The sequence below is a fragment of the Paraburkholderia sp. genome, from assembly GCF_035501035.1.
Taxonomy (GTDB): Bacteria; Pseudomonadota; Gammaproteobacteria; order Burkholderiales; family Burkholderiaceae; genus Paraburkholderia.
Genome location: NZ_DATJWR010000213.1, coordinates 1 through 5,448, shown reverse-complemented (window position 1 = coordinate 5,448; position 5,448 = coordinate 1). Strand labels below are relative to the sequence as shown.

The following is a 5,448-nucleotide window of genomic DNA, read 5'->3' as shown; positions in this document are numbered from 1 at the left end:
TGCCCATCACCATGGTCGAGCCTTGCGCGTGCTCGGTCACGCCGAGGCCGTAGTAGATCGCGGAGTTGCCGCGCTGCGCGTAGAGGCGCGCGGCGGCGCGTACCTGTTCGGCCGGCACGCCGGTCACTTCGGCCATGGTTTCGGGGGAGTTCTCCGGCAGCGCGACGAAATCGCGCCATTGCTCGAATGCGCGCGTTTCGCAGCGCTCGGCCACGAACGACTCATTGACGAGCCCTTCGGTCACGATCACGTGCGCGATTGCGTTGATCATCGCGACGTTGGTGCCCGGGCGCAGTTGCAGGTGATGCTCGGCCTTCACGTGCGCGGTGTCGACGATGTCGATGCGGCGCGGGTCGACGACAATGAGCTTCGCGCCCTGGCGCACACGGCGCTTCAGGCGCGAGCCGAACACCGGATGGCCGTCGGTGGGGTTCGCGCCGATCACCATGATCACATCGGAGTGATCGACCGAGGCGAAGGTCTGCGTGCCCGCCGATTCGCCGAGCGTCGTCTTCAGGCCATAGCCCGTGGGCGAGTGGCACACGCGCGCGCAGGTATCGACGTTGTTGTTGCCGAACGCGGCGCGCACGAGCTTTTGCACGAGATACGTTTCTTCATTCGTGCAGCGCGAGGACGTGATGCCACCGATCGAATCGCGGCCATGCCTGGCCTGAATGCGGCGGAACTCGCTCGCGGCGTAATTGATCGCCTCTTCCCAGCTGACTTCGCGCCACGGATCGGTGATCTTCGCGCGGATCATCGGTTTCTTGATGCGGTCCTTGTGCGTCGCGTAGCCCCACGCGAAGCGCCCCTTCACGCAGGCGTGGCCTTCGTTTGCCTGGCCGTTCTTGTGCGGCACCATGCGCACGACCTCGTTGCCCTTCATCTCCGCCTTGAACGAGCAGCCCACGCCGCAATAGGCGCAGGTCGTCACGACCGAGTGCTCGGCCTGGCCGAGCATCACGACGGTCTTTTCCTGCAGCGTGGCGGTGGGGCACGCGGCCACGCACGCACCGCACGAGACGCACTCCGATTCCATGAACGGCTCGCTCGCACCCGCGGCCACACGGGATTCGAAGCCGCGTGACGCGATGGTCAGCGCGAAGGTGCCTTGCGTTTCCTCGCAGGCGCGCACGCAACGATTGCAGACGATGCACTTCGAGGGATCGTAGGTGAAGTACGGATTCGATTCGTCCTTCTTGTCCTTGAGGTGATTCGCGCCGTCAAAGCCGTAGCGCACTTCGCGCAGACCCGTCACGCCGGCCATGTCCTGCAGCTCGCAGTCGCCGTTGGCGGGGCAGGTGAGGCAGTCGAGCGGGTGATCGGAGATGTAGAGCTCCATCACATTGCGCCGCAGCTTCTGCAGGCGGTCGGTCTGCGTGCGCACCTTCATGCCCGCCTCGACGGGCGTCGTGCACGAAGCGGGATAGCCGCGCCGGCCTTCGATCTCGACGAGGCACAGTCGGCACGAGCCAAACGGTTCGAGCGAGTCGGTGGCGCAGAGCTTCGGCACGTTGACGCCCGCTTCGATCGCCGCGCGCATGACGGAGGTGCCCGCGGGCACCGTCACGCATTGACCGTCGATTTCGAGCGTGACGTCGACATCGGCATGGCTGAGCGGCGTGCCGTAGTCGGTTTCGTCGAAGGGCGAGCGTTTTTGCATCGCCTGGGATTTGCAACTGCAATTGCCGGAACCGCAACCACCGGCTTGGGACATGAGCGTGTCGGACATGGGTGGTTCCTCGTTCAGGCGGCCGTCGCGGCGGGTTGTCCACTCGCGCTGGCAGGTTCGAGACCGAAATCTTCAGGGAAATGGTCGAGCGCAGAGAGCACGGGGTAGGGCGTCATGCCGCCCATGGCGCACAGCGAGCCCGACACCATCGTGTCGCACAGGTCGCGCAGCAGCGTGACCTGCTTCTCGGAGGTGTCGCCCTTGCGGATCTTCGCGATCACCTCGACGCCGCGCGTGGAGCCGATGCGGCAGGGCGTGCATTTGCCGCACGATTCGAGCGTGCAGAATTCCATGGCGTACTGCGCGAGCTCGGCGAGATTCGAGGTGTCGTCGTGCACTACGAGGCCGCCGTGGCCCACGACAGCACCGACGGCCGCATAGGCTTCGTAGTCCATGGGAATGTCCCACTGGCTCTCGGGCAGATAGGTGCCGAGCGGGCCACCCACCTGCACTGCGCGCGCCGGACGGCCGCTGGCGGTGCCGCCGCCGTAGTCGAACATCAGCTCGCGCAGCGTCACGCCGAACGCGAGCTCGACGAGCCCGCCGCGCGCGATATTGCCCGCGAGCTGGAAGGGCAGCGTGCCGCGCGAGCGGCCCATGCCGAAGTTCTTGTAGAACGCCGCGCCCTTCGCGAAGATGATGGGCACCGTGGCGAGCGTGATCACGTTGTTGATGACCGTGGGCTTGCCGTAGAGGCCCGCGAGCGCGGGCAGCGGCGGCTTCGCTCGCACGATGCCACGCTTGCCTTCGAGCGATTCGAGCAGCGCCGTTTCCTCGCCGCAAACATAGGCGCCCGCGCCCTTTGCGACGAAGAGCTCGAAGCGCTTGCCGCTGCCGAGCACGTCATCGCCGAGCCAGCCCGCGGCGCGCGCGCGGGCAATCGCCTCCTCGAGCGCCGCGATCGAATGCGGATATTCGCTGCGCACATAGATATGGCCGACGGTGGCGCCGACCGCCATGCCGGCGATCGTCATGCCCTCGATCAGCACATAGGGGTCGCTTTCCATGACGAGCCGGTCGGAGAACGTGCCCGAATCGCCTTCGTCGGCATTGCAGACGACGTACTTCTGGTCGGCTTGCGCATTGGCGACCGTGCGCCACTTGATGCCGGCCGGGAACGCCGCGCCGCCGCGGCCGCGCAGGCCCGATTCGACGAGCGCCTCGCAGGCTTCGGCGCCGGTCAGCTTCAGTGCGTTGCGCAGGCCTTCGAGACCTCCGTGGGCCACGTAGTCGTCGGTGGACAGTGGGTCGGTGATGCCGATGCGGGCGAACGTGAGCCGCTGCTGCTTGCGCAAATACGCGATCTGCTCGACGAGACCGACGCTGCGCGCATGATGGCCGCCTTGCAGGAAGCCGGCGTCGAAGAGGGCGGCGACGTCTTCGGCTTCGACGTTCGCATAGCCGACGCGTCCTTGGGCCGTTTCGACTTCGACGAGCGGTTCGAGATAGAGCAGGCCGCGCGAGCCGTTGCGCACGAGTTCGACGCTCGCGCCGCGCGCGGTGGCTTCGCGTTCAATGGCCTCGGCGATGGCTTGCGCGCCGAGCGCGAGCGCGGAGGAGTCGCGGGGTACGTAGACGCGTGTCATGCGGCCTCCTCGTTGCGGGCGACGGCGGTCATGGCGGCGGCGAAGAGCGCGTCGAACTTCTGCGGTGTCACTTTTGCGTGCAGCGTGCCGTTAATCATCATGGCGGGCGAGAGCGCGCATTGCCCGAGGCAATAGACCGACTCGAGCGCGACGGGGCCGGCGTGCTCATGCGCATGCCCGTGGTCGTGATCGTGGCCGTGCTGTGCGAAGTGGCAGCCCGTATGCGCTTCGATGTGCTGCGCGAGCGCCTCGCTGCCCATGCTGCGGCATGACTCGGCGCGACACAGCTGTACCGTTACCGGCGCGGGCGGCGTAGTGCGGAAGTGGTGGTAGTAGGTGATGACGCCATGCACCTCGGCGCGCGAAAGGTTCAGCGCCTTCGCGAGCGGCGCGACGGCGGCGGGCGGCACGTAGCCAGCCTCGTCCTGGATCGCATGCAGGATCGCGAGCAATGTGCGGCCAGGTTGCGCGTGCGACCGTACGAGATCGTCCGGCGCGCTCACAGTTGTCTCTTCCACGATGAGGCTCCTCCAGGGCATATATGCACTTGTTATTCATAAAGTGTGCATCTATGCTGCGGTTGTCTTGTTGTCTGATCGAACAATAGGCTTGAGCAAGGGCGTACGCAATAGGAACGGTGACTTCATAATGATCAAGGTCGAGTGTCGGGCGCAACTGGTCGTGAAAGACGCGGATGGGCGCGAGGCAAGCCTGACGGACGTTGTGCCGTTGCTCGCGCTCGTCGCCGAAGAAGGTAGCATTGCGCAGGCGGCGCACCGTAAGGGTTTGTCCTATCGCCATGCATGGGGCGTTTTGCGCGATGTCGAGGAGCGACTGGGCGGCGCTCTGATCGCGAAGGCGCGCGGCCGGGGGTCCGTGCTCTCCGAACTGGGGGAGGCCGTTCTGCGCTCGCAGCGGTTGTGCGCGGAGCGTCTGCAGGGCAACCTGGAGGCGCTGGCGAGCGAGGTGGCGAGCGATCTGAACCGCTGGCTCGCACCTTGTGCGCAGGATCTGCGCATCCATGCTTCGCACGGCTACGCGGTGGCGGCGCTCGTGACGGCGCTCGTCGCCGACCAGGTGGGCGTCGAGATCAAGTACCGCGACAGCGCCGATGCGATCACGGCGCTCGCACGCGGCGAATGCGATCTGGCAGGATTTCACTTGCCGCGTGGCGACTTTCGAGCCGCCTGCGCCAACGCCTATCGCAACTGGCTCGATCCGCAGCGGCACGTGCTGATCCATCTCACGCAACGCAAGCAGGGGCTCTTCGTCGGACACGGCAACCCCAGGCGGATCACGGGCCTCGCCGATCTCGCACGCGGCGATATCCGCTTCGTGAATCGTCAGCCGGGCTCGGGTACGCGCATGCTGATCGACTTGCTGCTCACGCGCATCGGTGTCGACCCCGAGCGTGTGAACGGCTACGCCTCGTCGGAACTGACGCATTCGGCGATCGCGGCGTTCGTCGCGAGCGGGATGGCCGACGTAGGCTTCGGGGTCGAGCCGGCTGCACATCACTTTGGGCTTGATTTCATCGAAATCGCGGATGAAGACTACTATTTCGCGTGCGATCGCGCCCATCTCACGCATGAGCCGCTGTCAACGGTACTGGGTTTGCTGCGCGGGGCAGGGTTCCGTGAGCAGGTCGCGCAACTGGAGGGGTACGATCCGGGGGCCTGCGGCGAGGTGGTGGAACTCGAGGACGCTTGGGGCGGTCCGGCTGTCCTGTAATAGAAGGCAATCTAGGGATCGGGTATTGATCGAGCCGTCCTGCGGACTCCGGCGCATTTTGTGATACTTTCAACTAGTATTCGCTCTTACGTTTCAGATGCGCGCCCGCCGCGCCGATCGACCATGAAATTCGCACTTAAAGCAGTTACCGCAGCCGCCACGGCAGCGGCGTTGTTCGCCACGTTCCACGTTGCCTTCGCGCAGAACTCGCCTGGCGTGCCTGGCGGGATCCTCACCGATCAGTTCAAGTTCAACGAACATCCGCAGATGCAGTTTGCGGCTTCTGCGCCGTCGGCCAAATATCAGCACGGCAAGCCGAGCTCGGCGCGCAAGCGTGGCGACTTGGGTGACCCGGATGGCTGCAATCTGCAGTGCCCGCAGGACAATTGATGATGTGAA

5 protein-coding genes are annotated in these 5,448 nt (G+C 65.5%); 2 read left to right on the top strand and 3 right to left on the bottom strand.

Annotated features, from left to right (window positions below):
* The 3 genes from VMJ11_RS15370 to VMJ11_RS15360 form a co-directional block, all read right to left on the bottom strand.
* The coding region (locus tag VMJ11_RS15370) for a molybdopterin-dependent oxidoreductase (RefSeq protein WP_325620253.1) at nt 1-1,732 on the bottom strand (1,732 nt) is incomplete at its 3' end.
* Between the two features lie 14 nt (nt 1,733-1,746).
* Nucleotides 1,747-3,318 (bottom strand): formate dehydrogenase beta subunit, encoded by a 1,572-nt coding sequence (locus VMJ11_RS15365; RefSeq protein WP_325620252.1) that lies wholly within the window; start codon nt 3,316-3,318, stop codon nt 1,747-1,749.
* Entirely contained in the window at nt 3,315-3,857 is a 543-nt protein-coding gene (locus tag VMJ11_RS15360) for an NAD(P)H-dependent oxidoreductase subunit E (protein WP_414694402.1), read from the bottom strand. The genes VMJ11_RS15365 and VMJ11_RS15360 overlap by 4 nt, the downstream gene beginning before the upstream one ends.
* A gap of 109 nt (nt 3,858-3,966) precedes the next feature.
* Between VMJ11_RS15360 and VMJ11_RS15355 the strand changes: the two genes are divergently transcribed.
* Together VMJ11_RS15355 and VMJ11_RS15350 are read left to right on the top strand one after the other, a co-directional pair.
* On the top strand, nt 3,967-5,049 hold the full coding sequence (locus VMJ11_RS15355) for a substrate-binding domain-containing protein (RefSeq protein WP_325620250.1): 1,083 nt from the start codon (nt 3,967-3,969) through the stop codon (nt 5,047-5,049).
* 123 nt (nt 5,050-5,172) lie between these two features.
* The gene (locus VMJ11_RS15350; protein WP_325620249.1) at nt 5,173-5,439 is read left to right on the top strand and encodes a hypothetical protein; all 267 of its coding nucleotides are present in this window, start codon (nt 5,173-5,175) and stop codon (nt 5,437-5,439) included.
* Nucleotides 5,440-5,448 lie beyond the last annotated feature (9 nt).